Origin of the sequence: Metapseudomonas otitidis, from assembly GCF_900111835.1 — a bacterium.
GTDB lineage: Bacteria > Pseudomonadota > Gammaproteobacteria > Pseudomonadales > Pseudomonadaceae > Metapseudomonas > Metapseudomonas otitidis.
The window spans coordinates 164,672-190,924 of record NZ_FOJP01000013.1 but is presented as its reverse complement, the minus strand read 5'-3'; the positions used below and the strand labels follow the sequence as shown (position 1 = coordinate 190,924).

The window sequence follows — 26,253 nt, the reverse complement described above, 5'->3', positions numbered from 1 at the left end:
TTCTCGACATGGAGAAGTCTGCATGGCCACGCTCCACCTGGCCTCCGGATCGCCCCGCCGCCGCGAACTGCTGGCGCAGATCGGCGTTCCCTTCCAGCCCCTGGGCGCCCCCATCGATGAAACCCCGCTGCCTGGCGAATCCGCGCCCGCCTACGTCGAGCGCCTGGCACGGGAAAAGGCCGCCGCCGGCCTGGCAGCGCTGGGCGCTGCGAGCGACGGCCACTGCGTACTGGGTGCCGACACCGCCGTGGTGTTGGACGGTCGCATCCTTGGCAAGCCCCTGGACCGTGACGATGCCCTGGCCATGCTGGCCGCGCTCTCCGGGCGCGAACACCAGGTGCTCACCGCCGTGGCCCTGGCCGATGGCTCCCGCTGCGTCTCCCGCCTGGTGACCAGCCGGGTGCGCTTCCGTGACATCTCCCTGGCCGAGCGCGAGGCCTACTGGGCCAGCGGCGAGCCCACCGACAAGGCTGGCGGCTATGCCATCCAGGGCCTGGGCGCGGTCTTCGTCGCCGATCTGCAGGGCAGCTATTCCGCCGTGGTCGGGCTACCGTTGCTGGAAACGGCGGAACTACTCGGGCAGTTCGGCATTCCTTGTTGGCAACGCCTCAGGTAGGTTTTCAGCATGAGCGAAGAGATCCTGATCAATATCACGCCGATGGAATCGCGCGTGGCGGTGGTGGAAAACGGCGTGCTGCAGGAAGTGCACGTCGAGCGGACCCAGCGTCGCGGCATCGTCGGCAACATCTACAAGGGCAAGGTGGTGCGCGTGCTGCCGGGCATGCAGGCGGCGTTCGTCGACATCGGCCTGGACCGCGCCGCCTTCATCCACGCCTCGGAAATCTCCACCCGCGAAGGCAGCGCGGTGGAGAACATCACCGCGCTGGTGCATGAAGGGCAGAGCCTGGTGGTGCAGGTCACCAAGGACCCCATCGGCACTAAGGGCGCGCGCCTGACCACCCAGCTGTCGATCCCCTCGCGCTACCTGGTGTACATGCCGCGCACGGCCCACGTGGGCATCTCCCTGAAGATCGAGGACGAAGCCGAGCGCGAGCGCCTCAAGCAGGTGGTGGCCGATTGCGTCGCCGCCGAGGGCATCGAGGAAGTCGGCGGCTTCATCCTGCGCACGGCCGCCGATGGTGCCCGTCGCGAAGACATCCTGGTGGACATCCGCTACCTGCGTCGCCTGTGGGAGCAGATCTCCGGGCAGATGCAGACCGCCTCCACCCCCTCGGTGATCTACGAGGACCTGAGCCTGGCCCTGCGCACGCTGCGTGACCTGGTGAACCCGCGTATCGAGAAGATCCGCATCGACTCCCGCGAGACCTTCCAGAAGGTCACCCAGTTCGTCGACGAACTGATGCCTGAGATCGCCGACCGCCTGGAGCACTACCCCGGCGAACGGCCGATCTTCGACCTGTACGGCGTCGAGGACGAGATCCAGAAGGCCCTGGAGCGCAAGGTGCTGCTGAAGTCCGGCGGCTACCTGATCATCGACCCCACCGAGGCGATGACCACCATCGACGTGAACACCGGCGCCTTCGTTGGCCACCGGACCCTGGAAGAGACCATCTTCAAGACCAACCTCGAGGCTGCCACCGCCATCGCCCGCCAGCTGCGCCTGCGCAACCTCGGCGGGATCATCATCATCGACTTCATCGACATGGAAGACGAGGAGCACCAGCGGCAGGTTTTGCGGACCCTGGAGAAGCAGCTGGAGCGCGACCACGCCAAGACCAACATCATCGGTATCACCGAGCTCGGCCTGGTGCAGATGACCCGCAAGCGCACCCGCGAAAGCCTCATGCAGAACCTCTGCGAGCCCTGCCCGAGCTGCCAGGGGCGCGGCATGCTGAAGACGCCGGAAACCATCTGCTACGAGATCTTCCGCGAGATCCTCCGTGAGGCCCGCGCCTACCAGGCCGAGGGTTACCGGGTGCTGGCCAACCAGAAGGTGGTGGACCGCCTGCTGGACGAGGAGTCCGGCAACGTCGCCGACCTGGAGGCCTTCATCGGGCGCACCATCAAGTTCCAGGTCGAGGCCATGTATTCCCAGGAGCAGTACGATGTCGTCCTGCTCTGAGGGCCCCCGCTGAATGGCGCGCCAGGGTCTGCTGCTGGTCACCCTCCTGAGAACCCTCCTGGCCCTCTGTGCACTGGGGCTGGTGTTGGCTGCGCTCTATGTCAGTCTCGGTCGGCAACTGGTGCCGATGGTGGCGGAGTACCGCGACGACCTGCGCGCCCGCGCCAGCGATGCCTTGGGCCAGGATGTCGAGATCGGTGCCCTGGAAGGCAGCTGGCAGGGCTTTGCACCGGTGGTGGTGGCCCGTGACGTGGTCATCGGCCGGGGCGACGAGGTGTTGCGGCTGGATCAGGTCCGGCTGGTGCCGGACGTGCTCGGCAGCCTCCTGCAGCGCGCGCCGAAGCTGGCCAGCCTCGAACTCGACGGCCTGAACCTGCAGGTGGTGCAGGACGAAAGCGGCCATTGGGCCGTCGCGGGCGTGCCGTCCCGTCCTGATTCCCCCGCGCTGCGCCCCGCCCAACTGATCCAGGGCTTCCAGTCCGTGGGCCGGTTCGCGTTGGTCAACAGCCAGGTCACCGTTCAGCCCTGGCAGCAGCAGCCGGCGACCTTCACCTACGTCGAGGCGGCACTCTCCGGCAGTGCATCGTCCCAGCAACTGGAGGGGCGCCTGGTGCTGGCCGACGGGCAGCCGCTGAGCCTGCGCCTTGACACCCGACTGGACCCCGAGGACTGGCTGGCCAGCGAAGCCCATGCCTACCTGAGCCTGCCCCAGACCGACTGGGCCCGCTGGTTGCCCAAGTCGATCGCCAACGATTGGCGCCTGAGCAAGGTGCTGGGTGGCGGTGAGCTGTGGGCGGAGTGGTCCCGTGGCGAACTGCGCCGCGCGGTGAGCCGGTTGCGTGTCGGTGAGCTGAAAGGCAGCCGTCGTGACCAGGCCCCCGTGACCCTCCAGGACCTCGCGGTGGATGCCTACTTCGACCGCACCGCCGCCGGCATGCGCCTGCAACTGGACTCGCTGTCCATGACCGTGGGCGAGCAGCGCTGGGGCGGCGTGCACCTGCTGGCCGAAGAGGCTGGAAGCGAGGACGCGCGGGAATGGCGTGTGCGTGCCGACCGCATCGACCTGAAACCCCTGGTGCCCCTGGTCAAGGGGCTTGCGCCCCTCAACGACCTGGCGCGGGAACTGGTGGATGGCCTCGATCCCAAGGGTGCCCTGCGCAACGTACAGGCCACCTGGCGACCGGATGCTCCCCTCGGCCAGCGCCTGGCCTACAGCACCAACCTGGAGCGCCTGAGCTTCGGCGCCGTGCACGGCGCGCCGGCGGCAGAGAACGTCAGCGGCAGCCTGACCGGCAACCTGGCCGGCGGCGAACTGCGTCTGGACGCCGATGACTTCGCCTTGCACCTCGACCACCTGTTCCCCAAGCCCTGGCACTACCGCGAAGCCCACGCCCGGCTGACCTGGACGCTGGATGAGCAGGCCTTCACCCTGGTCGCCCCCTACCTGCGGGTGGAGGGCGAGGAGGGACACATCGCCGGTGACTTCCTCATCCGCCTGCTGCGCGACCCGGCCGGCGAGGACTACATGGACCTGCGCGTCGGCCTCAGCCAGGGCGACGCGCGCTTCACCGAGAAATACCTGCCGACGCTGTCCTCCGGCCTCAGCCCGGAGCTGGCGGAGTGGCTCAAGCGCTCGATCAAGGGCGGCGGCATCGACGAGGGCTTCTTCCAGTACCAGGGCTCCCTGTTGCACGCCTCGCCGCCGGAGGCGCGCTCCATCAGCCTGTTCTTCAAGGTGCGTGACGCCCAGCTCGACTACCAGCCCGGCTGGCCGGCCCTGACTGACGCCCGGGGCGACGTGTTCGTCGAGCACACCGGCGTGCGGGTTCGGGTGCCCAGCGGGCGCATCCTCGACAGCCAGGTGAGTGATGCCCGCGCCGACGTGCCCCACGTGGACAGCGGCAAGGTGCCCCACCTGAAGCTGACCGCCAGGCTCGACAGCAGCTTCGCCGACGGGCTGAAGATCCTCCAGCAGGCGCCGACCCCCGCCGCACAGGTGATGGCCGGTTGGCAGGGCGAAGGCACCCTGGATGGCAACCTGGACCTGGACATCCCCCTGGCGAAGGCCGGCGGGGAGCCGCGTGTGGTGGTCGACCTCGCCACCCAGGACGCGCGCCTGCGCTTCGCCACTCCGAGTCTCGAACTCAGCGCTCTGAACGGCGCTTTCCGCTACGACACGGCTAGCGGCCTGAGCAGCAAGGACATCCGCGCCCGGGTCTTCGGCCGCGACGTTGCCGCCCGTGCCACCGCCGAAGGCCGCAACGGCCAGGCGCGCAGCCGCATCCAGGCCAACGGCGTGGTGGCGCTGAAGGACCTGACCGCCTGGCTCGGCGTCAATCGTCCGCTGCCGGTCAGCGGTGCCGTGCCCTATCGGCTCGACCTGCTGCTGGACGGCAAGGACAGCCAACTGAAAGTGGACTCGACCCTCAAGGGCGTGGCCATCGATCTGCCGGCGCCCTTCGGCAAGCCCGCCGAGGCCGTGCGCGACAGCCAGTGGCGCATGACCCTGGACGGCGCCGAGCGACGCTACTGGTTCCAGTACGGCGACCTTGCCGACCTGGCGCTGGCGGCCCCGGCCAACGATTTTTCCGGCTGCCGTGGCGAGCTGATGCTCGGCTCCGGGCGTGCCGTGCTGCCGACCGCTCGTGGCGTGCGCGTGCGGGGCGTGCTGGACGACCTCGACCTGGCCGCCTGGCAGGGCGTGCGCCAGCGTTACGCCGAGAAGGATGCCGGCAATGCCGTCGGCCTGCTGCAAAGCGCTGACCTGCGCATCGGCCGGTTCAGCGGCATGGGACTGGAGCTGCAGGATTTCCGCGTTGGTCTGCAACGGGGCGATGCGGCCTGGAAGGTGGACCTGGACAGCAACCTGCTGCAGGGCACCATCAGCCTCCCGGACGCCCAGGGCGCGCCGGTGGCGCTGGACCTGGCGCGCCTGCGCCTCCCCAAGCCGGCGGACGACGACAAGGACGACACGCTCGGCCCCGACCCGCTCAAGGATCACGACCCCCACTCTCTGCCGGCACTGGACGTGCGCATTGCCCAGGTCCAGCTGGGCGACGAGCCGCTGGGCGCCTGGTCGTTCAAGGCGCGTCCGGTGGCCAGCGGCACCCAGTTCAGCGAGCTGTCGCTGGACCTCAAGGGGCTGCACATCGACGGCGCCCTCGGCTGGGAAGGCAGCGCGGGTGCCAGCAGCACCTGGTACAAGGGGCGCCTGGCGGGCAAGAACCTCGCCGACGTGCTGCTGGCCTGGAAGTACGCCCCCACCGCCACCAGCGAGCGCTTCCGCCTGGACGTGGATGGGCGCTGGCCCGGCTCGCCGGCCTGGGTCAGCCTGAAACGCTTCAACGGTTCTCTTGATGCGGCACTGCGCAAGGGCCAGTTCGTCGAGGCCGACGGCAGTGCCCAGGCCCTGCGGGTGTTCGGCCTGCTCAACTTCAACTCCATCGGCCGCCGCCTGCGCCTGGACTTCTCCGACCTGCTGGGCAAGGGCCTGGCCTACGACCGGGTGAAGGGCGTGCTGGAGGGCACCGACGGGGTCTTCGTGACCCGCAAGCCCATCGTGCTCGAAGGGCCCTCCAGCGGGCTGGAGCTCAATGGCACCCTGGACATGGCCCACGAGAGCATCGACGCCAAGCTGCTGGTGACCCTGCCGGTGACCAACAACCTGCCGCTCGCCGCACTGATCGTCGGCGCCCCGGCCATTGGTGGTGCGCTGTTCGTGGTGGACAAGCTGCTGGGGGACCGGGTCGCCCGCTTCGCCAGCGTGCAGTACAAGGTGCGCGGCCCCCTGCAGGACCCGAAGTTCACCTTCGACAAGCCGTTCGAGAAACCCGATTCATGACGGGCCGTTGCATGGCCGTTGTCGTACGCCGGAGGACGCCATGGAGTTCGCGGTAATCCAGATGACCAGCCAGGACGACGTCCTGGCCAACCTCGACGCCGCTCGGCGCCTGCTGGCCGACGCGGCAGGGCAGGGCGCGCGCCTGGCCGTGCTGCCGGAGAACTTCGCCGCCATGGGCCGGCGCGACCTGGCTCGGCTGGGGCAGGCCGAGGCCCGTGGCGAAGGGCCGATCCTGCCCTGGTTGAAACAGACCGCCCGCGACCTCAGGTTATGGATCGTGGCCGGCACCTTGCCCCTGCCACCCGAAGGCCGCCCGGACGCCAAGCCCAACGCCTGCTCGCTGTTGGTGGATGAGCACGGCGAGCGGGTCGCGCGCTACGACAAGATCCACCTGTTCGACGTGGATGTGGCCGATGCCCGGGGGCGTTATCGCGAGTCCGACGACTACGCCTTCGGCGACCACGTGGTGCTGGTCGATACACCGGTGGGGCGCCTGGGGCTGACGGTCTGCTATGACCTGCGCTTCCCCGAGCTGTACGGCGCATTGCGCGAGGCCGGGGCCGAGTTGATCACCGCGCCGTCGGCATTCACGGCGGTGACCGGTGCGGCGCATTGGGAGGTGCTGGTACGCGCCCGCGCCATCGAGACCCAGTGCTACCTGCTGGCGGCCGGGCAGGGCGGCGTTCATCCGGGGCCGCGGGAAACCCATGGGCATTCGTCTATCGTCGATCCATGGGGGCGTGTCCTGGCCGAGGCCGGAAAGGGTGAGGCGGTACTGCTGGCCCGGCGCGATGCCGAGGAGCAGCGGGCGATCCGCCAACGAATGCCGGTGACGGCACACAGACGATTCAAGACGCCGGCCGAACCCGCGCCGGTGATTACGGAGTAGCTATGAGCCAGATGTTGTTATCCGTCAGTGACCGCCTGCTGGCGCCGGGCGGCCTTGCCATCGAGCAGTTGCAGGGTGTTCTCGGCGAGGTGGCCGGTCCGGGCATCGATGCCGCCGACCTGTATTTCCACGGGCTGGTTTCCGAGTCCTGGGTGCTGGAGGACGGCATCGTCAAGGACGGCAGCTTCCACCTCGACCAGGGCGTGGGCGTGCGTGCCCAGTCCGGCGAGAAGACCGGCTTCGCCTACAGCAACGCCATCACCCCCGAGGCACTGAGCCAGGCGGCCCGTGCGGCCCGGTCCATCGCCCGGGCCGGGCAGCAGGGACGCGTGCAGGCCTTCGCCAGCCCCGAGGTGGCCCGGCTCTATGCGCCGGACAGCCCGCTGGACGTGATCAGCCGTGCCGAGAAGGTCGCGCTGCTGCAGCGCATCGACCAGGCCACCCGCGCGCTCGACCCGCGCATCAAGCAGGTCACCGTGAGCATGGCCGGGGTCTGGGAGCACGTGCTGGTGGCCGCCAGCGACGGCAGCCTGGGCAGTGATGTGCGCCCGCTGGTGCGTTTCAACGTCAGTGTGATCGTCGAGCAGAACGGTCGCCGCGAACGCGGTGGCCACGGCGGCGGCGGGCGGACCGACTACCGCTACTTCCTCCAGGAAGACCGCGCCATGGGCTATGCCCGCGAGGCGCTGCGCCAGGCGCTGGTGAACCTGGAAGCGGTGCCGGCACCGGCCGGCACGCTGCCGGTGGTGATGGGTGCCGGCTGGTCCGGCGTGCTGCTGCACGAGGCGGTGGGCCACGGCCTGGAAGGCGATTTCAACCGCAAGGGCAGTTCGGCCTACAGCGGCCGTATCGGCGAGAAGGTTGCCTCCAGCCTGTGCACCATCGTCGATGACGGCACCCTGGCCGGTCGCCGTGGTTCGCTGAGCGTGGACGACGAAGGCACCCCGACCCAGTGCACCACGCTGATCGAGAACGGCGTGCTCAAGGGCTACATGCAGGACAAGCTCAATGCGCGGCTGATGGGCGTGGCGCCTACCGGCAACGGCCGTCGCGAGTCCTACGCGCACCTGCCGATGCCGCGCATGACCAACACCTACATGCTGGCGGGGGAGAGCGACCCGGAGGAGATCATCGCCTCGGTCCCGCGCGGCATCTACTGCGCCAACCTCGGCGGTGGCCAGGTGGACATCACCAGCGGCAAGTTCGTGTTCTCCACCAGCGAGGCGTACCTCATCGAGAACGGCAAGATCACCGCGCCGGTGAAGGGCGCGACGCTGATCGGCAATGGGCCGGAGGCGATGAGCCGGGTGTCCATGGTGGGCAACGACCTGGCACTGGACAGCGGCGTGGGGACGTGTGGCAAGGACGGGCAGTCGGTGCCCGTGGGCGTCGGTCAGCCGACGCTGAAGATCGATGCGATCACAGTGGGAGGCACCGGCGCCTGATGCGGCGCGGTGCTACGGGCCGTTGGCCCCGGCGTGGCCGGGGTGCGGGCCCGTGGCGGTCTTCAGCGCAGGCCGCGTTGGATTTCGTCCAGTTCGCGGATGTACTTGAAGACCTTGCGTGCGGCGGCGGGCGGCTTGTTGCGGGCCGCTTCGTGCTGGGCATGGCGGATCAGGCCGCGCAGGTGCTGGCGGTCAGTGTCCGGGTAGTCGGCCACGAAGGCTTCGAGGGTTTCGTCGTCGCCGGCGATCAGGCGATCACGCCAGCGTTCGAGGCTGTGGAAGCGCTCGTTGTATTCGCGGGTGGTGTTGTCGACCTGGTCCACCATGGCGACGATGGCCTCGACATCCTGCTCGCGCATCAGCTTGCCGATGTACTGCAGGTGGCGTTTGCGGGCGATGTGGGCCTTGTGCTTGGGCGCCTCGACCAGGGCCTTGCGCAGCGCATCGGTGAGCGGGAGCTTGTCCTGCATGTCGGGCTTGAGGGTGGTCAGGCGTTCGCCCAGGTCCTGCAGGGCCTGCAGCTCGCGTTTGACCTGGGACTTGCTCTTCTCTCCGGAGAAGTCGTCGTCGAGATATTCAGGCATGGGGGTGGTCCAGTGGAAAACGCCGCCATGATAACCAGTCGGAGGGGGATTGTCCGTCCCGGCTGGCGCCGCGTTCGCGGCGGGTGGGGCAGGGCGCGCGGCGCCCGCCCCGTCGAAACGGGTTTGAGAAATCGGAGTGGCTATGAGTGACGTACAAGGTGTTGGCCCGCAGGCCCTTCCGGAGCTGCAGGCGCAGGTAGAGCGCATCATCGCCGAGGCCGCCCGCCAGGGCGCGACGGCCTGCGAGGTGGCGGTGTCGATGGAGCAGGGGTTGTCCACCACGGTGCGTCAGCGCGAGGTGGAAACGGTGGAGTTCAACCGTGACCAGGGTTTCGGCATCACCCTTTATGTAGGGCAGCGCAAGGGCTCGGCGAGCACCTCGGCCAGCGGCGAAGAGGCTATTCGCGAGACCGTGGCGGCGGCCCTGGCGATTGCCAAGCACGCCTCGGAAGACGACTGCGCGGGGTTGGCCGACCCGGCCCTGATGGCCCGCGACCTGCCGGAGCTGGACCTCTACCACCCCTGGGCCATCAGCCCGGAGCAGGCGGTGGAGCTGGCGCTCACCTGCGAAGCGGCGGCCTTCGATGCCGATCCGCGCATCACCAATGCCGACGGCACCACCCTCAGCACCCACCAGGCCTGCCGCGTGTACGGCAACAGCCATGGCTTCGTCGGGGGCTACGCCAGCACCCGCCACAGCCTGAGCTGCGTGATGATCGGCGGCAGCGAAGGCCAGATGCAGCGTGACTACTGGTACGACGTGAACCGCATTGGCACCCAGCTGGCGGATCCGGCGAGCATCGGTCGCCGCGCCGCCGAGCGCACCGTCAGCCGCCTGGGGGCCCGGGCGGTACCCACCTGCGAGGTGCCGGTGCTGTTCGCAGCGGAGCTGGCCACGGGGCTGTTCGGCAGCTTCCTGTCAGCCATTTCCGGCGGCAACCTGTACCGCAAGTCCTCTTTCCTGGAGGGCGCGCTGGGCCAGCGCCTGTTCCCTGAGTGGCTGAGCATCGATGAGCGCCCGCACATCCCGCGCGCCATGGCCAGCGCGGCGTTCGACAACGATGGCCTGGCCACCTACGCCAAGCCGTTCGTGGAGAAGGGCGACCTGGTGTCCTATGTGCTGGGCACCTATTCCGGGCGCAAGCTCGGCCTGCCGAGCACGGCCAATGCCGGCGGCGTGCACAACCTGTTCGTCAGCCATGGCCCGGAAGACCAGAAGGCGCTGCTGCGCCGCATGGGGCGTGGCCTGTTGGTGACAGAGCTGATGGGACAGGGACTGAACATGGTGACCGGCGACTATTCCCGTGGTGCGGCCGGCTACTGGGTGGAGAATGGCGAGATTCAGTTCCCGGTGCAGGAAGTGACCATCGCCGGCAACCTGAAGGACATGTTCCGCCAGATCCTCGCTGTGGGCTCCGACCTGGAGATGCGCGGCAACATCCGCACCGGCTCGGTGTTGATCGAGCGGATGACTGTTGCTGGCAGCTGATCGCCTCCACACGCTCCGCCCCTGAGAACGCGCCCAATGGGCGCGTTTTCGTTTCTTTTTCTGCTTTTTCAAGCGCTTTCATCGAAACGCAGCCCCCGGCTGGCGAGCGGGCCTGCACAACGGCGCTTGGCAATTATCTCTAAATATTATTATTCTCATTCGCGAATGATTTTCGTTAGAGGTTTGCCATGCAGTCCTGCCGCGAGGAAAACCCGGCTACCGCCCGCTGGCGCTCGACCGGCCTGCGCATCCGCTGCGCGCTGTGTCCGGACGAGCCGCGCCTGCTGGTGCGCTACCTGAACGAGGCCCGGCAACTGGCCGAGCGCCAAGGCGCCTCGCCCTGGCGCATCTTCGAGGCCTGCCTCGACCTGCTGCTGCGCAGCGCGGAAGACCGGGCGCTCCCGGCCCACTGGCGGGCGCAGTGCCTGGACTACGCCTATCTCCCCCTGCAGGAGCTGCGCCACCACGCGCGCAGCTCTGCCCTGCAGCGCCGCCTTCGCGCGCTGCAATGGCGCCTGGCCACCCTGAACCTGGCGCCGTCCCTCCGTTACCACGATCCCGAAGAAGGAGCCCAGCGTGACTGACACCCGAATCGAACGCGACAGCATGGGCGAGCTGGCCGTGCCCGCCCATGCCCTTTATGGCGCCCAGACCCAGCGGGCGGTGAACAACTTCCCGGTGTCCGGCCTGCGGATGCCGGCGCCCTTCATCCGCGCCCTGATCCTGGCCAAGGCGGCGGCGGCCCGCGCCAACGTGGAATTGGAGCAGATCAGCCCGGCCATGGGCGATGCCATCGTGGGGGCCTGCCAGGAACTGTTGGCTACGGACTTCATGGCGCACTTCCCGGTGGATGTGTTCCAGACCGGCTCCGGCACCAGCTCCAACATGAACGCCAACGAGGTGATCGCCACGTTGGCCGGGCGCCTGCTCGGCGAGCCGGTGAGCCCCAACGACCACGTGAACTGCGGGCAGAGCAGCAATGACGTGATCCCCTCCAGCATCCATATCAGCGCGGCCATCGAACTCACCGAAGGCCTGCTGCCGGCGCTGGGCCACCTGCTGCAGGTGCTGTGCGAGAAGTCCCTGGCGGTCCGCCCTTATGTGAAGACCGGGCGTACCCACCTGATGGATGCCATGCCGGTGCGCATGAGCCAGGTACTCGATGGCTGGGCGCAGCAGGTGCAAAGCAACATCGAGCACCTGCGTGCACTGCTGCCGAGCCTGCAGCAACTGGCCCAGGGCGGCACGGCAGTAGGCACCGGGATCAACGCCCATCCGCGTTTCGCCGAGCGCTTCTGCGATGAGTTGAATACCTTGACCGGCCTGCGCTTCGCCCCTGGCAGCAACTTCTTCGCCCTGATCGGTTCCCAGGACAACGCCGTGGCCCTGTCCGGACAACTGAAGACGGTGGCGGTGTCGCTGATGAAGATCGCCAACGACCTGCGCTGGATGAACTCGGGGCCGCTGGCGGGGCTGGCGGAGATCGAGCTGGAGGCCCTGCAGCCGGGCTCTTCGATCATGCCGGGCAAGGTCAACCCGGTGATTCCGGAAGCGACGGCGATGGTGGCCGCCCAGGTCATCGGCAACGACGCCGCCATCACCCTGGCGGGGCAGTCCGGCAACTTCGAGCTGAACGTGATGCTGCCGCTGGTGGCCCACAACCTGCTCGGCAGCCTGCAGGTGCTCACCACCAGCAGCCGACTGCTGGCGGACCGCGCCGTGGCGAGCTTCACCGTCAACCAGCCGAAGCTGCAGGAAGCGCTATCGCGCAACCCCATTCTGGTGACGGCGCTGAACCCCATCATCGGCTACCTGAAGGCGGCGGAAATCGCCAAGCAGGCCTACCGCGAGGGACGCCCGGTGATCGATGTGGCCGAGGAGCACACCGCACTGTCCCGGGCCGAGCTGGAGCAGTTGCTCAATCCCGAGAAACTCACCGAGGGCGGTCTCTAGCCGCTCCACCGGGCGCCGCTCCGGTGGCGCTCCTGTTCTGGAGGTGTCGCATGGAATATTGGAAACGCATCATCACGGCGGGCAACCGCTGCTTCCACGACGGGGACTGGATCGAGGCGCGCGAGCTCTACCTGCGTGCGCTGGCCCAGGCGCAGATGCTGCTGGAGCGTTGGCCGGAACCGGCCGAGGCGGTGTCTGCACTGGTGGTGTCGTACCACAACCTGGGTGATCTGCACCTGATGCTGGAGCAGCCGGAGGAGACCGCCGAGTACCTCTGCGCCTGCCACGAGCGCCTGCTGCAGCTGGTGTATGACGCTCGCCAGCCGCAGGACCTGCGGGAGATGGCGCAGCGCCACAGTGGGCGGACCTACGCCACGCTGATGCAGTTCATTCAGGACCACGGCACCTACCCGCGCACCGACCGTTTGCTGGACCGCGGCGCTCCCGTCGCCCGCCGAGCACCCGCCATGAGCCGCCATTACCACTGAGAGAGGAACACCCTCCATGCCTTACGTCTTGCCTGCCTTGCCCTATGCCTACGACTCGCTGGAACCGCACATCGATGCGGCCACCATGGAGATCCACCACAGCAAGCACCACCAGGCCTACGTGAACAACCTGAACGCGGCGCTGGAGGGCAACGCCCTCGGGCATCTGCCGGTGGAGCAGGTGCTGCGTCGCCTCGATGAGCTGCCCGAGGCCTTGCGCGTGGCGGTGATCAACAACGGGGGCGGGCATGCGAACCACAGCCTGTTCTGGACCGTGATGTCGCCGGCAGGTGGCGGTGAGCCCGGTGGAACCCTGCGTACGGCCATCGAAGCGGAGCTGGGTGGTTTCGCTACCTTCAAGGAGGCCTTTACCCAGGCCGCGCTGAAGCGCTTCGGCAGTGGCTGGGCATGGCTGTCGGTGACGCCCGAACGGCGCCTGGTGGTGGAGAGCACCGGTAACCAGGACAGTCCGCTGATGCACGGCAATACGCCGGTGCTGGGTCTGGACGTGTGGGAACACGCCTATTACCTGCGCTATCAGAACCGCCGGCCGGAATACATCGGGGCGTTCTACAACGTGGTGGATTGGGCCGAGGTGGAGCGGCGCTACCGAGAGGCGCTGGCCTGATGGCGGCGCCCTTGCGTATGGCGTCCCTGGCCCGTCGACGACGGCTGGTGGGGGCAGGCCTGCCCAGCGGCTTGTCGCTGCGGCAGGTGCTGGGCATCGCACTGGTGCTGATCGGGGCGCTGCTGCTGGGGTGGCGGGCGCTGCTGGCCACCGAGCGGGTGCTGGAGCCGCACCTCTGGCATGCGCTGATGGCCGGGAGCCTCTGCGCCCTGGGCACGGCCGTCGGCACCTTGCCGGTGCTGTGCCTGGGCCGTCTGTCGGCCCGGGCGTCCAATGCCCTGCTTGGCTTCGGGGCCGGCGTAATGTTGGCGGCGACGGTGTTCTCGCTGTTGATGCCGGGGCTGGAGGCGGCGGGGCAGTTGGGGTTCTCCCGCTGGTCGGCGGGTTTTCTGGTCAGCATTGGCTTGCTGTTGGGTGCCAGTGCGCTGTTCGGCCTGGGGCGCCTGTTGCCGGATCAGGCGTTACCCGTCGATGCCGGGGCTGGCGTGCGTCTGGCGCCTCGGGTGGTGCTGTTCGTGATCGCCATCGTGGTGCACAACATTCCGGAAGGCATGGCGGTGGGCGTGGCGGCTGGCGCGGGCCTGGCCGGCGCGGACAGCCTGGCGCTGGGCATTGCGCTGCAGGACCTGCCGGAGGGGCTGATCATTTCCCTGGTGCTGGCAGGGGCGGGGATGTCGCGGGGACGGGCGCTGCTGATCGGCGCGGCATCCGGGTTGGTGGAGCCGCTGTTCGCGCTGCTGTGCGCGTGGCTGGTGCAGGTCTCGACTGTGCTGCTGCCGTGGGGCCTGGCCCTGGCTGCGGGGGCGATGCTCTTCGCGGTGACTCACGAGATCATCCCGGAGTGCCACAGGCGTGGACATCCAGTGGCCGGGAGTCTGGGGTTGGCGTTCGGCTTCTGCCTGATGATGGTGCTGGATACGGCGCTGGTGTAGCGAGGGCGGCGTGGTTATTCGCCTTCGTCGAACTTGTTGTTGATCAGCTCAATCAGGGCGTTGAGGGCTTCGTCGCCCTGGTCCCCATCGGTGTGCAGGTGGATAGGCGTGCCTTTGCCGGCGGCCAGCATCATCACGGCCATGATGCTCTTGCCGTCCACCAGGCTTTCCGGGGAGCGTCCGACGCGGACCTGACACGGGAAGCGGCCTGCCACGCCGACGAACTTCGCCGCAGCGCGGGCGTGCAGGCCGAGCTTGTTGCAGATGGTGATTTCACAGGCAGGCATCGCGTGGGTCCTTTCAGGTGAGGTCGCGGTGGCGAACCTGGACGTTCTTGAGAAGCGGTTTGAGGGCGCGCCCGATGCGCTCGGCGAGGTACACGGAGCGGTGGTGACCGCCGGTGCAGCCGATGGCGATGGTGACGTAGGCGCGGTTGCTGGCGGCGAACCGGGGCAGCCATTTGTTCAGATAACCGACGATGTCCTGGTACATCTCCTCGACATCGGGCTGGGCGGCCAGGTAGTCGGCCACGACGCCGTCGAGCCCAGAAAAGTCCCGCAGGTCGGGTTTCCAGTAGGGGTTGGGCAGGCAGCGCACGTCGAATACCAGATCGGCGTCCACCGGCATGCCGCGCTTGAAGCCGAAGGACTCCACCAGGAAGGCGGTGCCGGGTTCGGGCTTGTTGAGCAGGCGCAGCTTGATGGTGTCGCGCAGCTGGTAGAGGTTCAGGTGCGTGGTGTCGATCTTGAGGTCGGCGAGGTCGGCAATCGGCGCGAGCAATTTGCTCTCGTCGTGGATGGCCTCGGCCAGGGATCGGTTCTCGGTGGTCAGCGGGTGGCGCCGGCGGGTCTCGGAGAAGCGCTTGAGCAGCGTCTCCTCGTCCGCGTCCAGGTACAGCAGGTCGCAGAGGATGTGCTTGGCGCGGGCCTCGGCGAGCAGCTCCGGGAAGCGCTGGAGCTGGCTCGGCAGGTTGCGGGCGTCGATGGACACCGCAACCTGGGGGTGAAGCAGTTCGGTGTGCAGCAGGGCGCGCTCGGCAAGCTCGGGAAGGAGCCCGGCGGGGAGGTTGTCGATGCAGTAGAAGCCGTTGTCTTCGAGTACGTCGAGTGCCGTGCTCTTGCCGGATCCGGAACGACCACTGACGATGACCAGGCGCATGCCGGTGCCTACTGTGCGTTCTGCACGTCGACGACCACCTGGTACAGGTTCTCGCTGTCCTGCGCGTGACGCAGGCGATCCCGTACGTCGCTGCGGTCGAGCATGCTGGCGATCTGGCGCAGCAGCTCCAGGTGCTCATCGGTCGCCGCTTCGGGGACCAGCAGTACGAACAGCAGGTCCACAGGGGCGCCGTCGATGGCGTCGAAATCAACGGCCGCATCCAGGCGCAGCACGGCACTCACCGGCGCAGCGCAGCCCTGAAGGCGACAGTGGGGAATGGCGATGCCGTTGCCGAAGCCGGTCGAGCCGAGCTTTTCGCGGGCAACGAGGCTTTCGAAGATGTCTTGCGAGTCGAGATCCACCAGGTCGCGTGCGACGAGGCTGGCGATCTGTTCCAGCACGCGTTTCTTGCTGCCGCCCGGCACGTTCACGAGTGAACGGCCGGGGGTCAGGATTTGCTCAAGTCGGATCATAGGGAAGGGGAGAGGTCAGCGGACGGTCGCGCCCTGCTGGCGGTTGAGCTGCTTTTCCTTGTGCTTGATCAGTTGGCGGTCGAGTTTGTCGGTCAGCAGGTCGATGGCGGCGTACATGTCTTCATGCTCGGCGTTGGCAACGACCTCGCCGCCTGCAATGTGCAGGGTGGCTTCGATCTTCTGCTTCAGCTTCTCGACCTGCATGATCACTTGCACGTTGGTTATCTTGTCGAAGTGGCGCTCCAGACGTTCGAACTTTTCGATCACGTAGTCGCGCAGGGCGTCGGTCACATCCAGTTGATGTCCACTGATGTTGACTTGCATACCGCTTTCTCCTTATTGCCCGTGTGTAAGAGACAGGCTAACGGGCCTGCCACCGGAACACTTTGGCGTGGATCAATCCGCTCACATCAGTCGCTTGCGTTCGCTGGAAGGTGCGATGCCAAGCGATTCCCTGTACTTGGCGACTGTGCGGCGGGCCACTTGGATACCCTGTGCTTCCAGTAAACCAGCGATCTTGCTGTCGCTCAACGGCTTTTTGGCATTTTCGGCGGCCACCAGTTTCTTGATGATCGCGCGGATCGCGGTGGACGAGCATTCGCCACCTTCGGAGGTGCTGACGTGGCTGGAGAAGAAGTATTTCAGCTCGTAAATGCCACGTGGCGTGTGCATGAATTTCTGGGTGGTGACGCGAGAAATCGTGGACTCGTGCATCCCGACCGCCTCGGCGATGTCGTGCAGGACCAGCGGCTTCATGGCTTCGTCGCCGTATTCGAGGAAGCCTCGCTGATGCTCCACGATCTGGGTAGCCACCTTCATGAGGGTTTCGTTGCGGCTTTGCAGGCTCTTGATGAACCAGCGTGCCTCTTGCAACTGGTTGCGCATGAAGGTGTTGTCCGCGCTGGAGTCGGCACGGCGCACGAAACCGGCGTAGTGCGGGTTGACGCGCAGGCGGGGCACGGCCTCCTGGTTCAACTCGACCAGCCAACGGTCGTTGTGCTTGCGAACGATTACGTCGGGCACGACGTATTCCGGTTCGCTGGCTTCGATCTGCGAGCCCGGGCGGGGATTGAGCGCCTGAATCAGTTCGATGACCTGGCGCAGCTCGTCTTCCTTGAGCTTCATGCGGCGCATGAGCTGGCTGTAATCGCGGCCGCCGAGCAGGTCGAGGTAGTCGCCCGTGAGGCGCTGGGCTTCACCCAGCCAGGGGGTATTGGTAGGCAGTTGGCGAAGTTGCAGCAGCAGGCATTCGCGCAGGTCGCGTGCGCCGACGCCGGCGGGTTCGAACTGCTGGACCCGATTGAGCACGACCTTGACCTCATCCACCTCGATGCCCAGTTCGGGGTCGAAGGATTCGGTGATCTCCTCGAGGGTTTCTTCGAGGTAGCCGTCGTTGTTGATGCAATCGATGATGGTGACGCCGATCAGGCGGTCGGTGTCCGACATCGGTGCGAGGTTCAGTTGCCACAGCAGGTGGCTTTGCAGGCTCTCCCCGGCGGAGGTGCGGGAGGTGAAGTCCCATTCGTCATCATCGGAGCTGGGCAGGCTGCTGGCGCTGGTCTGGTACACGTCTTCCCAGGCGGTATCGACGGGAAGTTCACTGGGGATGCGTTCATGCCACTCGCCCTCGTCGATGCCCTCGCTGTCGCTGGTGGGCACGGTGGTTTCCTGGAAGCTTGCTTCCTGGCTACCGGAGTTGGGCTGCTGCTCGCTCTCCGCCATGGGGTCGGAGTTATCGAAATCCTCCCCTTCCTCCTGGCGTTCGAGCATGGGGTTGGACTCCAGCGCTTCCTGGATCTCCTGCTGCAGGTCCAGGGTGGAGAGTTGGAGTAGGCGGATGGCCTGTTGCAGCTGCGGGGTCATCGTCAGCTGCTGGCCCATCTTCAGGACAAGCGATGGTTTCATGGCAGGGGGCTTTGCACCTTATTCGCCGGCGCGTGTGCGCCATCCACTACAGGACGCCGAGGCGCCACCAGGAAGCAAATTATATGCCTGACCTTGAATGATTTTTCCAGCAGGCGCAACGCCCTTGTGCGGCGCTGCGTGGCTCAGAGGCGGAATTCGTGCCCCAGGTAGACTTCCTTGACCAGCTGGTTGGCCAGGATTTCCTCGGCGGTGCCTTCTGCGATCAGCTGGCCGTCGTTGACGATGTAGGCCGTCTCACAGATGTCCAGCGTCTCGCGAACATTGTGATCGGTGATGAGTACGCCGATGCCCTTGTTCTTGAGGTGGTGGATGATCTGCTTGATATCGCCCACGGAGATGGGGTCGACGCCGGCGAAGGGTTCGTCCAGCAGGATGAACTTCGGCGCGGTGGCCAGTGCACGGGCGATCTCGACGCGGCGACGCTCACCGCCGGAGAGGCTCATGCCGAGGCTGTCGCGGATGTGGCTTATGTGGAACTCCTGCAACAGGCTTTCCAGCTCACGATGACGCCCGGCGCGATCCAGGTCCTTGCGGGTTTCCAGGATCGCCATGATGTTGTCCGCCACGCTCAGCTTGCGGAAGATCGAGGCTTCCTGCGGCAGGTAGCCGATACCGGCGCGCGCCCGGCCATGCATGGGCTGGTGGGTGACGTCCTGCTGGTCGATCAGGACACGGCCCTGATCAGCCTTGACCAGGCCCACGATCATGTAGAAGCAGGTGGTCTTGCCTGCACCGTTGGGGCCGAGCAGACCGACGATCTGGCCGCTCTCGATGGACAGGCTGACGTCACGGACCACCTGGCGGCTCTTGTAGCTCTTGGCCAGGTGCTGGGCTTTGAGGATCGCCATTACTGTGCTTGTCCCGCTTGCTTCTTGGGCTGGATGACCATGTCGATGCGCGGACGCGGCGTGCCGACGTTGGTGCCGGTGGCACGACCTGCGTTGACGATCTGACGGCGGGTGTCGTAGACGATCTTCTCGCCTTCGAAGGTATTGCCTTCCTGGATCACCTTCGCCTGGTCGATCAGTACGATGCGTTCGTTGGAAGCGAAGTACTGGATGGTGCGCCCGTAGGCCTTGACGATCTGCTTGTCCGGAGCCGGCTTCTGCTCGTAGTACGCCGGCTTGCCCACCGAGGTGAACACATCCAGCTCGCCCTGGGCGTTCTGGGTGATGGTTACGGTGTCGCCGGTGATCTTCAGGGTGCCTTGGGTAATGACCACGTCACCGCGATAGACTGCTACGCCCTGCTTGTCATCGAGCTCGGCGCTGTCCGCCTGGACACGGATGGGCTGGTCGCGGTCGCTGGGCAGTGCCCAGGCGCTGGCACTTCCGAGTGCGGCACCCAGGCTGAGCAGTAGGGGGAGGGTTTTAACGAACCTCATGCTGGCCTCTTACGTTGGACAGCAGGAGCATCCTGCCGTCATTCAAGTACGCTTTCATTCCTTGTGCCGTGGTGACCCCGTTGGCGGCGTCGATTTTAACGGCTTGCTCGGTCTGCGCATATTCCTGATCTGGGAATACGGTCAGTCGGCTGGTGGTCAGAATGGTCGGCCGTCCCTTGGGGTCGGTGCGGGCCACGCGGACCTGTTCGATCAGTTCGACCTGCTTGCCCTCCGGGCCCACCTCTCCGCGTTCGCTCTGAACATGCCAAGGGTAGTCGGTGCCGCGATAAAGCTGCAGGTCCGGCTTGGTCAGCATCGTCACATCGGTGGCCTTGATGTGCTCGAGCTTGTCCGCCGTCATTTCATAGTGGCGCTTGCCATCTTCCTGGAACTGCACGCTGGTGGCATTGATGACGTAGAAGTCGATGGCGTTTTCGTCCCCGGCGGGCTGTGCCTGGCGGTCCATGAAGCTCTCGGGGCGGATGTTCCAGTAGCCCAGTGCGATCAGCAGGGCGGCAAGGGGCGCAAGGATCAGGGCGAGGCGAACGTTCTTGGGCATGGCTGGACCTACAGGTAGGCGGCTTGCGCGGTGTCCAGGGTGTCCTGGGCGCGCATGATCAGTTCGCAGAACTCGCGTGCTGCACCTTCTCCGCCCTTGGCCACGGTGACGCCATGGGCATGCTGGCGCACGAAGGCGTCGGCGCTGGCAACGGCCATGCCCAGGCCAACTCGGCGGATCACGGGCAGGTCGGGCAGGTCGTCGCCCAGGTAGGCGACCTGGCTGTAGTCCAGCCCCAGTTCGCCCAGCAGTTCATCGAGAACGACCAGTTTGTCCTCGCGGCCCTGGTACAGGTGATGGATACCGAGGTTGCGTGCACGGCGCTCCACCACCGGGGTGCTGCGTCCGGAGATGATGGCCGTGCGTACGCCGGAGTTGATCAGCATCTTGATGCCGTGGCCGTCCAGGGTATTGAAGGTCTTGAATTCGCTGCCGTCTGCCAGGAAGTAGAGCTTGCCATCGGTGAGCACGCCATCCACGTCAAAGACTGCCAGGCGGATCGCCTGGGCACGCTGGTGCAGGTGTTCGCTCATCAGATCACTCCGGCGCGGGTCAGGTCGTGGATGTGCAGGGCGCCGACGGGGGTGTCGTTGTCATCCACCACCACCAGCACGTTGATCTTGTGGTCTTCCATGATCTTCAAGGCTTCGGCCGCCAGCATTTCGCCGCGTGCGGTCTTGCCGTGCACGGTCATGACCTCGTCGATGCTCGCCTGGTGCACATCGACGCCCTTGTCGAGGGTCCGGCGCAGGTCGCCGTCGGTGAAGATGCCGGCGAGACGGCCGTCATTCTCCAGCACGATGGTCATGCCGAGCCCCTTGCGGGTCATTTCCAGCAGGGCGTCGCGCAGCGAGGTGCCACGGGCGACCCGGGGCAGCGCGTCGCCACTGTGCATGACGTTTTCCACTTTCAGCAGCAGGCGACGGCCCAGCGCACCGCCCGGATGCGAGAAGGCGAAGTCTTCTGCAGAGAAGCCGCGTGCTTCCATCAGGGCAATGGCCAGGGCATCGCCCAGCACCAGTGCCGCCGTGGTGGAGGAGGTGGGTGCCAGGTTGAGCGAGCAGGCTTCCTTGTCCACGCGGGCATCAAGGCGTGCCTCGGCCGCTTTTGCCAGCGCCGATTCCGGGTTGCCGGTCATGCTGATGAGCGGGATGCCCAGGCGCTTGATCAGCGGCAACAGGGTGACGATCTCCGCCGTCGAGCCGGAATTGGAGAGGGCCAGTACCACGTCGTCGCGCGTGATCATACCCATGTCGCCGTGGCTTGCTTCCGCCGGGTGGACGAAGAAGGAAGGCGTGCCGGTGCTGGCCAGGGTCGCGGCGATCTTGCGGCCGACGTGGCCGGATTTGCCCATGCCGACCACCACGACACGCCCCTTGCAGGCAAGGGCGAGTTCGCAGGCTTTGATGAAATCGCCGTCGATTCGCTGGAGAAGGGCGTCAATGGCGTCGCGTTCCAGTCGGATGGTGCGTTGCGCGGATTGGATCAGATCGCTGGACTGGCTCATGTCTTGAGTGCAGTGGCCGAGGAAAAGGCGCGGATTATACCGGTAAAGCTTGAATCGCTCACGTTCGATCGTCGTCAATGATGCGTCGAACCTGTCACGCTCCTGAACGAAGCTGTCTGCGGCCTTGGGCGGCCCAGGGCGCAATGCTATGATCCGCCGCCTGTTCGGCCACCTCGCCGGGCCGTGTCCCGTCTGCAGGATACGACGTCCATTGAGGGATGGCCGCATCGCAAGGAGTACAGATGAGCGCCGATAACGCTTATGCCGTGGAGCTGAAAGGCCTGACCTTCAAGCGCGGCGAGCGCAGCATTTTTCGCGACGTTGACATACGCATACCCCGTGGCAAGGTCACCGGGATCATGGGGCCGTCCGGCTGTGGCAAAACCACGCTCCTTCGCCTGATCGCTGCTCAACTGAAGCCGGCGTCGGGAGAAGTCTGGGTCAATGGTCAGAACCTGCCCTCGCTTTCCCGTTCCGAACTCTTCGACATGCGCAAGCAGTTCGGCGTGCTGTTCCAGAGTGGCGCGCTGTTCACCGATCTGGATGTGTTCGAGAACGTGGCCTTCCCGCTGCGCGTCCATACCCAGCTCCCCGAGGAGATGATCCGCGACATCGTGCTGATGAAGCTCCAGGCCGTCGGGTTGCGTGGCGCCATCGACCTGATGCCCGATGAACTCTCCGGCGGTATGAAACGGCGCGTTGCGCTGGCACGGGCCATCGCCCTGGATCCGCAGATCCTGATGTATGACGAACCCTTCGTGGGCCAGGACCCGATCGCCATGGGCGTTCTGGTGCGCCTGATCCGCCTGTTGAACGACGCGCTGGGCATCACCAGCATCGTCGTCTCCCATGACCTGGCGGAGACCGCGAGCATCGCCGACTACATCTATGTAGTGGGGGATGCGCAGGTGCTTGGCCAGGGCACTCCGGCCGAGCTGATGGACTCGGACAATCCGCGGATCCGCCAATTCATGAAGGGCATCCCCGACGGGCCGGTGCCGTTCCACTTCCCGGCGCCCGATTACCGCAACGACTTGCTGGGAGAGCATTGATGCGCAAGAAGTCCCCGCTCGAGCGCATCCGCCTGCTCGGGCGCGCCGGCCTTGACGTGGTCGAGGCGCTCGGCCGTTCCACCCTGTTCCTGCTGCGCGCCCTGTTCGGCCGCACCGGGACCGGGTCCGGCTTCCAGTTGCTGGTCAAGCAGCTTTATTTCGTTGGCGTGCTGTCGCTGCCGATCATCGTCGTCTCCGGCATCTTCATCGGCATGGTGCTGGCATTGCAGGGCTACAACATCCTCGTTGGCTACGGGTCCGAGCAGGCTGTCGGGCAGATGGTCGCACTGACCCTGCTGCGCGAGCTCGGGCCGGTTGTCACGGCGCTGCTGTTCGCAGGGCGTGCCGGCTCCGCGCTGACCGCCGAGATCGGCAACATGAAATCCACCGAGCAGCTCTCCAGCCTGGAGATGATCGGTGTCGACCCGCTCAAATACATCATCGCGCCTCGCTTGTGGGCTGGCTTCATCTCGATGCCGGTGCTCGCGCTGATCTTCAATGTGGTCGGCATCTGGGGCGGCGCGATGGTGGCCATCGACTGGCTCGGCGTCTATGACGGCTCGTTCTGGTCGAACATGCAGAACAGCGTCGAATTCACAGAAGATGTACTCAATGGCGTGCTGAAAAGCCTGGCTTTCGCCTTCGTCGCCACCTGGATCGCCGTGTTCCAGGGTTACGACTGCGAGCCCACTTCCGAAGGGATCAGCCGCGCAACGACTAAAACCGTGGTCTATGCCTCGTTGGCCGTGCTGGGGCTCGACTTCATCCTGACCGCCCTGATGTTTGGAGATTTCTGATGCAAATCCGCACCCTGGAAATTGGTGTCGGCCTGTTCCTCCTGGCCGGGTTGCTTGCCCTGCTACTGTTGGCGCTGCGTGTCAGTGGGCTGTCCGTCGGCAGCGCCGGCGAGACGTACAAGGTTTATGCACATTTCGACAATATCGCCGGTCTCACTGTCAGAGCGAAGGTGACCATGGCCGGCGTGACCATCGGCCGGGTCACGGCCATCGACCTCGATCGCGACAGCTACACCGGTCGCGTCACCATGGAGCTGGAGAAGAAGGTGGACAACCTGCCGACCGATTCCACCGCGTCCATCCTGACCGCCGGCCTGCTGGGCGAGAAGTACATCGGGATCAGCGTCGGCGGCGACGACCAGTTGCTGAAGGACGGCAGCACCATCCGTGATACCCAGTCCGCGCTGGTGCTGGAGGACCTGATCGGCAAGTTCCTGCTCAATACGGTCAACAAGGACACCAAGTGAGGACCTTCGAAATGATCAAAGCCCTGCGAAACGGCCTGTTGCTGCTGCTGGCGGCGTTGCCCCTGCTGGCCAATGCGGCACCGAGTGCCCGCGATGTGGTGCAGCAGACCACCGACAAGCTGCTCAGCGATCTCAAGGCCAACAAGGCCCAGTACCGCAGCAACCCAAGTGCTTTCTACGATGCGCTGAACGGCATTCTTGGCCCGGTTGTGGATGCCGACGGCATCTCCCGCAGCATCATGACCGTCAAATACTCGCGCCAGGCCACCCCGGAGCAGATGACCCGCTTCCAGGAGAACTTCAAGCGCAGCCTGATCCAGTTCTACGGCAATGCACTGCTGGAGTACGACAACCAGGACATCCGCGTCCTGCCCGCCAAGCAGGAAGACCCCGAGCGCACCAGCGTCGGCATGGAAGTGAAGGACAGCAAGGGCACCGTCTACCCCGTCTCCTACACCATGGTGAACATCGACGGTCAGTGGATGCTGCGTAACGTGATTATCAACGGCATCAACATCGGCAAGCTGTTCCGCGATCAGTTCGCCGACGCCATGCAGAAGAACGGCAACGACCTCAACAAGACCATCGACGGCTGGGCCGAGATCGTGGCGAAGGCCAAGCAGTCCGAGGAAGGCCAGAAGGCTGCCGGTCATGAGTGAGGCGTCTCTGGTCGCGGGGAGCGGCGGGGAGCTCAAGCTCCTCGGCGTCCTCGACTACAGCAGCGGCCCCGCCTTGCGTGAAACCGGTGCCAGGCTGATCCGCGAGCAGGCCGCCGCTGCCCTGGTGGTCGACTGTTCCGGCGTGGAGAAGTCCAGCAGCGTCGGGCTTTCCCTGTTGCTGGCCTTCATGCGTGATGCCCGCAAGGCCGGCAAGACCCTCAGCATCCGCGCGTTGCCCGAGGACATGCGGCAGATTGCCGGTGTATCCGGGCTCGACGCGTTGTTGCCCCTCGAGCACTGATGCCCGAAAGCCCTCCGTCAGGCCCCGCATGCGCGGGGTTCGCAGGCGGGGGGCTTTTTTGTATCATTGCCGACCCGCGCGCACAGGGCGCCGATAGAGGTTGAGCATGCAGGCCGTAGAAGTGAAAAGCCTCCTGGAGGCGAAGTTGCCCGGTACCCAGGTCGAAGTGGAAGGCGAAGGTTGCAACTTCCAGCTGAACCTGATCAGCGACGAACTGGCCGCACTCAGCCCGGTCAAGCGCCAGCAGCAGGTCTATTCGCACCTGAATCCCTGGATCGCCGACGGCAGCATCCACGCTGTCACCATGAAATTCTTCAGCCGCGCCGGCTGGGCCGAGCGTTCCTGACCCCCCGGCGACGAGACTCCCAATGGACAAACTGATTATCACCGGCGGCCAACGCCTCGATGGCGAAATCCGCGTTTCCGGCGCCAAGAACTCGGCCCTGCCGATCCTGGCTGCCACGCTGCTGGCCGATACCCCGGTCACCGTCTGCAACCTGCCGCACCTGCACGACATCACCACCATGATCGAGCTGTTCGGCCGCATGGGCGTGCAGCCGGTCATCGACGAGAAACTCAGCGTCGAAGTGGACGCCAGCACCATCAAGACCCTGGTCGCGCCCTATGAACTGGTGAAGACCATGCGCGCCTCGATCCTGGTGCTCGGCCCCATGGTCGCGCGCTTCGGCCAGGCCGAAGTGGCACTGCCCGGTGGCTGCGCCATCGGCTCGCGCCCGGTCGACCTGCACATCCGCGGCCTTGAGGCCATGGGCGCGCTGATCGACGTCGACGGCGGCTATATCAAGGCCCGTGCTCCGGCCGGTGGCCTGCGTGGTGCGCACTTCTTCTTCGATACCGTCAGCGTGACCGGTACCGAGAACATCATGATGGCCGCCACCCTGGCCAACGGCCGTACCGTGCTGGAAAACGCCGCCCGCGAACCGGAGGTGGTCGACCTGGCCAACTGCCTCATCGCCATGGGTGCGCAGATCCAGGGCGCCGGCACCGACACCATCATCATCGACGGCGTGAAGCGCCTCGGCGGTGCGCGCTACAGCGTGATGCCCGACCGTATCGAGACCGGCACCTACCTGGTCGCCGCGGCCTCCACCGGCGGTCGCGTCAAGCTGAAGGACACCGATCCAACCATCCTCGAGTCCGTGCTGCTCAAGCTGGAAGAAGCAGGTGCCCACATCAGCACCGGCAACAACTGGATCGAGCTGGACATGAAGGGCAACCGCCCGAAAGCCGTCAACGTGCGCACCGCGCCGTACCCGGCATTCCCCACCGACATGCAGGCCCAGTTCATCTCCATGAACGCCGTGGCCGAAGGCACCGGTGCGGTCATCGAGACGGTGTTCGAGAACCGCTTCATGCACGTCTACGAGATGAACCGCATGGGCGCCCAGATCCTGGTCGAGGGCAACACCGCCATCGTCACCGGCGTGCCGAAGCTCAAGGGCGCCCCGGTGATGGCCACCGACCTGCGTGCATCCGCCAGCCTGGTGATCGCCGGCCTGGTCGCCGAGGGCGACACGCTGATCGACCGCATCTACCACATCGACCGTGGCTACGAATGCATCGAGGAAAAACTCCAGCTGCTCGGCGCCAAGATCCGCCGCGTGCCGGGCTAACAAG

General features: G+C 66.0%; 29 protein-coding genes. 18 read left to right on the top strand and 11 right to left on the bottom strand.

Annotation, left to right across the window (positions count from 1 at the left end):
* Nucleotides 1-22: 22 nt before the first annotated feature.
* Genes BM198_RS18295 through tldD form a run of 5 tightly spaced genes read left to right on the top strand, consistent with a single transcriptional unit; the run spans nucleotide 23 to nucleotide 8,258 of the window.
* Nucleotides 23-616, top strand: a complete 594-nt coding sequence (locus BM198_RS18295) for a Maf family protein (protein WP_074971632.1) — start codon at nucleotides 23-25, stop codon at nucleotides 614-616.
* A 9-nt stretch (nucleotides 617-625) separates the two neighbouring features.
* On the top strand, nucleotides 626-2,083 hold the full coding sequence (rng, locus tag BM198_RS18290; protein ID WP_044409769.1) for a ribonuclease G: 1,458 nt from the start codon (nucleotides 626-628) through the stop codon (nucleotides 2,081-2,083).
* A 13-nt stretch (nucleotides 2,084-2,096) separates the two neighbouring features.
* A complete protein-coding gene (locus BM198_RS18285; RefSeq protein WP_074971631.1) occupies nucleotides 2,097-5,924 on the top strand; it encodes a YhdP family protein in 3,828 nt (1,275 codons plus the stop codon).
* 40 nt (nucleotides 5,925-5,964) lie between these two features.
* A complete protein-coding gene (locus BM198_RS18280) occupies nucleotides 5,965-6,813 on the top strand; it encodes a carbon-nitrogen hydrolase family protein (protein ID WP_074971630.1) in 849 nt (282 codons plus the stop codon).
* Between the two features lie 2 nt (nucleotides 6,814-6,815).
* Entirely contained in the window at nucleotides 6,816-8,258 is a 1,443-nt protein-coding gene (tldD, locus tag BM198_RS18275) for a metalloprotease TldD (RefSeq protein ID WP_074971629.1), read from the top strand.
* Nucleotides 8,259-8,320: 62 nt separating this feature from the next.
* Here tldD and yjgA read toward each other — a convergent pair whose 3' ends face one another.
* Entirely contained in the window at nucleotides 8,321-8,842 is a 522-nt protein-coding gene (yjgA, locus tag BM198_RS18270; RefSeq protein WP_044409758.1) for a ribosome biogenesis factor YjgA, read from the bottom strand.
* Nucleotides 8,843-8,984: 142 nt separating this feature from the next.
* On the opposite strand from yjgA, the gene pmbA reads away from it, so the two are divergent.
* From pmbA to BM198_RS18240, 6 genes are all read left to right on the top strand, one after another.
* On the top strand, nucleotides 8,985-10,331 hold the full coding sequence (gene pmbA / locus BM198_RS18265) for a metalloprotease PmbA (RefSeq protein WP_044409756.1): 1,347 nt from the start codon (nucleotides 8,985-8,987) through the stop codon (nucleotides 10,329-10,331).
* 188 nt (nucleotides 10,332-10,519) lie between these two features.
* On the top strand, nucleotides 10,520-10,915 hold the full coding sequence (locus BM198_RS18260; RefSeq protein WP_044409753.1) for a hypothetical protein: 396 nt from the start codon (nucleotides 10,520-10,522) through the stop codon (nucleotides 10,913-10,915).
* A complete protein-coding gene (locus BM198_RS18255; RefSeq protein ID WP_074971628.1) occupies nucleotides 10,908-12,284 on the top strand; it encodes a class II fumarate hydratase in 1,377 nt (458 codons plus the stop codon). The genes BM198_RS18260 and BM198_RS18255 overlap by 8 nt, the downstream gene beginning before the upstream one ends.
* A 50-nt stretch (nucleotides 12,285-12,334) precedes the next feature.
* Nucleotides 12,335-12,772 carry a tetratricopeptide repeat protein gene (locus BM198_RS18250; protein ID WP_044409748.1) on the top strand — a complete coding sequence of 146 codons (438 nt, stop codon included), beginning with the start codon at nucleotides 12,335-12,337 and terminating at the stop codon, nucleotides 12,770-12,772.
* 16 nt (nucleotides 12,773-12,788) lie between these two features.
* The gene (locus tag BM198_RS18245; protein ID WP_074971627.1) at nucleotides 12,789-13,400 is read left to right on the top strand and encodes a superoxide dismutase; all 612 of its coding nucleotides are present in this window, start codon (nucleotides 12,789-12,791) and stop codon (nucleotides 13,398-13,400) included.
* Nucleotides 13,400-14,332: a ZIP family metal transporter gene (locus BM198_RS18240; protein ID WP_373323455.1), complete on the top strand. Its 933-nt coding sequence runs from the start codon at nucleotides 13,400-13,402 to the stop codon at nucleotides 14,330-14,332. Before BM198_RS18245 ends, BM198_RS18240 begins: the two co-directional genes overlap by 1 nt.
* 14 nt (nucleotides 14,333-14,346) lie before the next feature.
* Here the strand turns inward: BM198_RS18240 and BM198_RS18235 are convergent, their stop codons facing one another.
* From BM198_RS18235 to BM198_RS18190, 10 genes are all read right to left on the bottom strand, one after another.
* Entirely contained in the window at nucleotides 14,347-14,619 is a 273-nt protein-coding gene (locus BM198_RS18235; RefSeq protein ID WP_074971626.1) for an HPr family phosphocarrier protein, read from the bottom strand.
* A gap of 13 nt (nucleotides 14,620-14,632) precedes the next feature.
* Entirely contained in the window at nucleotides 14,633-15,490 is an 858-nt protein-coding gene (gene rapZ / locus BM198_RS18230; RefSeq protein WP_074971625.1) for an RNase adapter RapZ, read from the bottom strand.
* 8 nt (nucleotides 15,491-15,498) lie between these two features.
* Nucleotides 15,499-15,963, bottom strand: coding sequence for a PTS IIA-like nitrogen regulatory protein PtsN (gene ptsN, locus BM198_RS18225; protein WP_074971624.1), 465 nt, complete (start codon nucleotides 15,961-15,963; stop codon nucleotides 15,499-15,501).
* A 15-nt stretch (nucleotides 15,964-15,978) separates the two neighbouring features.
* Complete coding sequence (gene hpf, locus BM198_RS18220) at nucleotides 15,979-16,287, bottom strand: ribosome hibernation-promoting factor, HPF/YfiA family (protein WP_044409703.1); 309 nt, start codon at nucleotides 16,285-16,287, stop codon at nucleotides 15,979-15,981.
* A gap of 81 nt (nucleotides 16,288-16,368) precedes the next feature.
* Nucleotides 16,369-17,868 (bottom strand): RNA polymerase factor sigma-54, encoded by a 1,500-nt coding sequence (locus tag BM198_RS18215; protein ID WP_074971623.1) that lies wholly within the window; start codon nucleotides 17,866-17,868, stop codon nucleotides 16,369-16,371.
* Between the two features lie 143 nt (nucleotides 17,869-18,011).
* On the bottom strand, nucleotides 18,012-18,737 hold the full coding sequence (lptB, locus tag BM198_RS18210; protein WP_044409697.1) for an LPS export ABC transporter ATP-binding protein: 726 nt from the start codon (nucleotides 18,735-18,737) through the stop codon (nucleotides 18,012-18,014).
* Nucleotides 18,737-19,273 carry a lipopolysaccharide transport periplasmic protein LptA gene (gene lptA, locus BM198_RS18205; RefSeq protein WP_044409694.1) on the bottom strand — a complete coding sequence of 179 codons (537 nt, stop codon included), beginning with the start codon at nucleotides 19,271-19,273 and terminating at the stop codon, nucleotides 18,737-18,739. The genes lptB and lptA overlap by 1 nt, the downstream gene beginning before the upstream one ends.
* Nucleotides 19,260-19,832 (bottom strand): LPS export ABC transporter periplasmic protein LptC, encoded by a 573-nt coding sequence (gene lptC / locus BM198_RS18200; protein ID WP_044409691.1) that lies wholly within the window; start codon nucleotides 19,830-19,832, stop codon nucleotides 19,260-19,262. Before lptC ends, lptA begins: the two co-directional genes overlap by 14 nt.
* 8 nt (nucleotides 19,833-19,840) lie before the next feature.
* Nucleotides 19,841-20,365, bottom strand: a complete 525-nt coding sequence (locus BM198_RS18195) for a KdsC family phosphatase (RefSeq protein WP_074971622.1) — start codon at nucleotides 20,363-20,365, stop codon at nucleotides 19,841-19,843.
* On the bottom strand, nucleotides 20,365-21,339 hold the full coding sequence (locus tag BM198_RS18190) for a KpsF/GutQ family sugar-phosphate isomerase (RefSeq protein WP_074971621.1): 975 nt from the start codon (nucleotides 21,337-21,339) through the stop codon (nucleotides 20,365-20,367). Before BM198_RS18190 ends, BM198_RS18195 begins: the two co-directional genes overlap by 1 nt.
* Nucleotides 21,340-21,581: 242 nt before the next feature.
* Here BM198_RS18190 and BM198_RS18185 point away from each other — a divergent pair, with 242 nt between their 5' ends.
* The 7 genes from BM198_RS18185 to murA all read left to right on the top strand — a co-directional run bounded on the left by BM198_RS18185 (nucleotide 21,582) and on the right by murA (nucleotide 26,249).
* Nucleotides 21,582-22,391 carry an ATP-binding cassette domain-containing protein gene (locus BM198_RS18185; RefSeq protein WP_069563937.1) on the top strand — a complete coding sequence of 270 codons (810 nt, stop codon included), beginning with the start codon at nucleotides 21,582-21,584 and terminating at the stop codon, nucleotides 22,389-22,391.
* Complete coding sequence (gene mlaE / locus BM198_RS18180; RefSeq protein ID WP_044409679.1) at nucleotides 22,391-23,188, top strand: lipid asymmetry maintenance ABC transporter permease subunit MlaE; 798 nt, start codon at nucleotides 22,391-22,393, stop codon at nucleotides 23,186-23,188. Before BM198_RS18185 ends, mlaE begins: the two co-directional genes overlap by 1 nt.
* Nucleotides 23,188-23,655, top strand: coding sequence for an outer membrane lipid asymmetry maintenance protein MlaD (gene mlaD / locus BM198_RS18175; protein WP_044409676.1), 468 nt, complete (start codon nucleotides 23,188-23,190; stop codon nucleotides 23,653-23,655). The genes mlaE and mlaD overlap by 1 nt, the downstream gene beginning before the upstream one ends.
* An 11-nt stretch (nucleotides 23,656-23,666) precedes the next feature.
* The gene (locus BM198_RS18170; RefSeq protein ID WP_044409674.1) at nucleotides 23,667-24,314 is read left to right on the top strand and encodes an MlaC/ttg2D family ABC transporter substrate-binding protein; all 648 of its coding nucleotides are present in this window, start codon (nucleotides 23,667-23,669) and stop codon (nucleotides 24,312-24,314) included.
* Nucleotides 24,307-24,615, top strand: coding sequence for an STAS domain-containing protein (locus BM198_RS18165; protein ID WP_044409671.1), 309 nt, complete (start codon nucleotides 24,307-24,309; stop codon nucleotides 24,613-24,615). Before BM198_RS18170 ends, BM198_RS18165 begins: the two co-directional genes overlap by 8 nt.
* 106 nt (nucleotides 24,616-24,721) lie before the next feature.
* Nucleotides 24,722-24,961, top strand: a complete 240-nt coding sequence (locus BM198_RS18160) for a BolA family protein (RefSeq protein ID WP_044409669.1) — start codon at nucleotides 24,722-24,724, stop codon at nucleotides 24,959-24,961.
* A gap of 22 nt (nucleotides 24,962-24,983) precedes the next feature.
* Nucleotides 24,984-26,249: a UDP-N-acetylglucosamine 1-carboxyvinyltransferase gene (gene murA / locus BM198_RS18155; protein WP_074971620.1), complete on the top strand. Its 1,266-nt coding sequence runs from the start codon at nucleotides 24,984-24,986 to the stop codon at nucleotides 26,247-26,249.
* Nucleotides 26,250-26,253 lie beyond the last annotated feature (4 nt).